The sequence below is a fragment of the Candidatus Magnetobacterium casense genome (genome assembly GCF_019173545.1).
GTDB lineage: Bacteria > Nitrospirota > Thermodesulfovibrionia > Thermodesulfovibrionales > Magnetobacteriaceae > Magnetobacterium > Magnetobacterium cryptolimnobacter.
The window spans coordinates 1-3,475 of record NZ_JABXWD010000357.1 but is presented as its reverse complement, the minus strand read 5'-3'; the positions used below and the strand labels follow the sequence as shown (position 1 = coordinate 3,475).

Sequence of the window (3,475 nt, the reverse complement as noted above, 5' to 3'; positions counted from 1 at the left end):
GATGCCTACGAGGAGGAACGCCTCAGAGACAAGGTAAACCGGCTCAATGCCCTGTACGTGGCCTTTACGCGGGCAAAGGCGGAGCTTTACGTCGTTGGCGTCAAGGGTGCCAAGGCGTCGTACCCGTTTAACCTGTTGCCGGTGGATGAGTTTCGGCCCCGTGCCCCTGATGTCGGCAAACCGGAGGCCGTCCTGGTGGCGGATGAGCCGGAGTCGGAGCCGTTTGCGTTGCGTTACCATCGCAGGGGCCTTGATTTTGCGCCAAGGCAGCAGCAGGCGTCGGATATTGGCGTCTTTACGCCAGGGGTGGCCCGTCAGCGCGGCGAACTCATTCATCGGATTTTGAGTCTCATCGATTACTCCGTGGATGTTATCCCGCAACTGGAGGCAATCATAGATCGTGTGCTTGTGGCATCGGCTCATCGCTACATCAGGGCAGAGGTCTTGGGCATCCTGAGGCGGTTCTTTATGGTGGATGGCCTCATGGAAATCATTGGCAGCAGGGTTGGCAGGGAGTTTCTCAGGGAGCAGGAGTTTGCCCTCCCTATTGGTACGCTCTACAGGATGGACTTGGTGGTGGCAGACGATAACAAGGTAGTGGTTGTGGACTTCAAGGTCAGCGTCGAGGATTCCCCCGCGCATGAGCAGCAGGTCAGCAACTACGTCAGGATACTGAGCGATTACTTCAGGGGTCGTAAGGTCGATGGTGTCATCGCCTACGTAGAGCAGCCGCGTTTGAAGTGGGTGTGAAGAAGGAGGGAGAAGAGAGAAAGGGGCGGCTCCGCTACTCTGTGTAATCATAGTTCAGACAATACCTGATGTTTACTTAAATGTGACATTGTCAAATTAATTTCACATAGAATTATCTATCGTTTCATTTTCTTCCACTCACTTTGACTCCATGACCCAGACGCCGTCCCAATCATCGGTCGGTGGTGTCTGCATGAAGTGCCTGCACCTGTCGATGTACATCCTGGCGGCCTTGTCTTGTCCACTGATGGCGAGGACGTCGTTAAACTGGCCGATGGCTGCCTCCCATTTCCTTAGCCGGTACAGCCCCAGGGCGCCTTCAAATGTGGCGATCCACTCCATGATGTCAATCTCCCTTGAGACGGCCCTGTGATAGTCCATGACCTCGTATATACATACGGGTTTGAGCTTGCCCTTGACCCTGATAAGGTCTAGCTCCCTGAGCAAATACTTGTTGTTGAGGCGCTTCTTTGTGAACTCGCTGATCAGGATGTTGGTGCCAAAGAACTTGTTGGCCCCCTCCAACCTTGAGGCGAGATTGACGCCATCGCCAATGACCGTGTAGTCCATCCGTTTGAGGCTGCCGATGTTTCCCGAGAGCACTTCGTCGGTGTTGATGCCGATGCCGATGTTGATTTGCTCCGTACCGGATTTGCTCCTCTTATCGTTAAAGTGTCTGAGGGCCTCGATCATCTCAATGGCTGCGGTAACACAGTTGTCGGTGTCCTTGGGGGTGACAAAGGGGGTGCCAAAAACCGCCAGGATCGCATCTCCTATGTACTTGTCCAGGATGCCGCCGTAGCGGAAGATGATATCCACCATCAGGGTAAAGTATTCGTTGAGCATACTGACGGTTTGTCCGGCGCCGAGTCTCTCCGATATGCCCGTAAAGTCCCTGATGTCGGAGAACAACACCGAGGCCTCCTGTATTTGTCCGCCGAGTAGGTCATCGCCGGTGTCAAGCAGTCGCTCGGCTATCTCCTTGGTCATGTACCTGGCCATTGTGCTGCGCAGGCGTTTTTCGCGTGAGATGTCCTCAAAGACCAGCAGGGTACCTATATTGGCGCCGTGCGTGTTGAGGAGCTGCCGCACGGTCAGATTTACGGAGGTCGTATTATCTTTCAGCGTTACCATGTCCATTTCCATGTTGATGTCCTGGTTGCCGGTGTCTTCGACCCGCCTGATACTCTCCAGTACCCAGTCGTTTTTACCGGCAAAGAAGTGACTCAGGTGTTTGTTCTTCAGTTGGTCAAAGGTGGCGTCCAGCATGTGCAGTGCAACCCCGTTGCACTTGACTATCAGGCCGTCTTCGTTGAGGCTTATGACGCCGTTGCTCATGCTTTCCAGGATGCTTTCGCTGTAGTTTTTCATGTTCAGCACGTCGTCAAAGAGCTTGGCGTTTTCAATGGCAATGGAGGCCTGAGCGGAGAACGCACGCAGACGTTTTTCGTCGATCACGGTAAAGGGGCCGCCCTTTTTGTTGAGCACCTGCATCACGCCGATACTTTTGCCCTCCTTGTTGACGATGGGCATGCAGAGGATAGACTTGGTTCTGTAGCCGGTTTTCTTGTCAACGGCCTGGTTAAAGCGACTGTCCTGGTAGGCATCGGGGATGTTTACGGTCTCTCCGGTGGTAAACACCGACCCTGCTATGCCCATGTTGCAGGGGATACGAATCTCTTTACCCTCAAGTCCCTGACCAACCTGCGACAACAGTTCACCGGTCTTTTCGAGATACAGAAACAGTGTGCTGCGGTCTGCCTCAAGGATGGACGTTGCCGTATCCATGATCTTCAGCAGCAGGGGCTTTAACTGTAACTCCGTAGAAAGCGACCTGGTCAGCTCAAGCAGCGTGGATTCTTCGTCCCTGATGCGCTGCAGTTGGGTAAAGAGGCTTGCGTTTTGCAGGGCGGCAGAGGCCTGCAGGGTGATGGTCTCAAGCAGTGTCAGGTCTTCGTTGGTGAAGTCTCCGTCGTGCATCTTTTCCGCTGCAGGACGCTCCTGCTTGTTGATGAGTTGCATGACACCGATGCACTTGCCCTGTCTGGTCTTTATGGGGGTGGTGAGTATGTTTCTTGTTTTATAGCCTGTTTGTTTGTCTATATCCTGATTGAAGCGCGGGTCGCTGTAGGCGTCGTTGATGATCAGCGCCGTCCCCGAGCTGAACACCGCACCGGCGATTCCCCGGTTGTTGGGGAATCTGATCTCTTTTGTCAGCTCCCCTATGGCGATCCTTGAGTAGAGTTCCGCTGTTTCGTCATCGTTGATAAACAGGCTTCCTCTGTCGGTTCCCAGGGCCTGCGTAGTTATTTCGATGAGGTTTTTCAGCAGCATGTCAAGGTCGAGGATGGAGGAGACGCGGTTGGAGACCTCAATGATGGCGGTTATCTTGGTTATAAGCCCCGCTATCTTGTCGATCAGTTCATCCCGCCCCTCTGTGCCCGCGGCGCTGAGGATACGTTTGACGTCGCTTTGCTTCAGTCCGTAGCTGAATATCTGTTTTACAATGTCGCCTGAACTATCCATGGTCGTTGTTTTTTCGTCCGAACGGTCTCATCTTGAGTTGTATCATTGTACACCCCGGAGCAGAATTTTTGCAAACATTGCCGGTACTGTCGGGTGCATAAACTTTTGGTGGGTAAGATAAACGGGGTCAAGGGGACTGGTCCCCTTGCAGGGGAGGTCAAGGAGGGGGCGGAGCCGCCCTCCTTGTAGGGGGTAGGGG

2 protein-coding genes are annotated in these 3,475 nt (G+C 53.8%); one reads left to right on the top strand and one right to left on the bottom strand.

Going from position 1 to position 3,475, the window contains the following annotated elements:
- The coding region (locus HWQ67_RS14750) for a Dna2/Cas4 domain-containing protein (RefSeq protein ID WP_218253453.1) at nucleotides 1-750 on the top strand (750 nt) is incomplete at its 5' end.
- Between the two features lie 138 nt (nucleotides 751-888).
- Here HWQ67_RS14750 and HWQ67_RS14745 read toward each other — a convergent pair.
- Nucleotides 889-3,276, bottom strand: a complete 2,388-nt coding sequence (locus HWQ67_RS14745) for a GAF domain-containing protein (RefSeq protein ID WP_218253452.1) — start codon at nucleotides 3,274-3,276, stop codon at nucleotides 889-891.
- Nucleotides 3,277-3,475 lie beyond the last annotated feature (199 nt).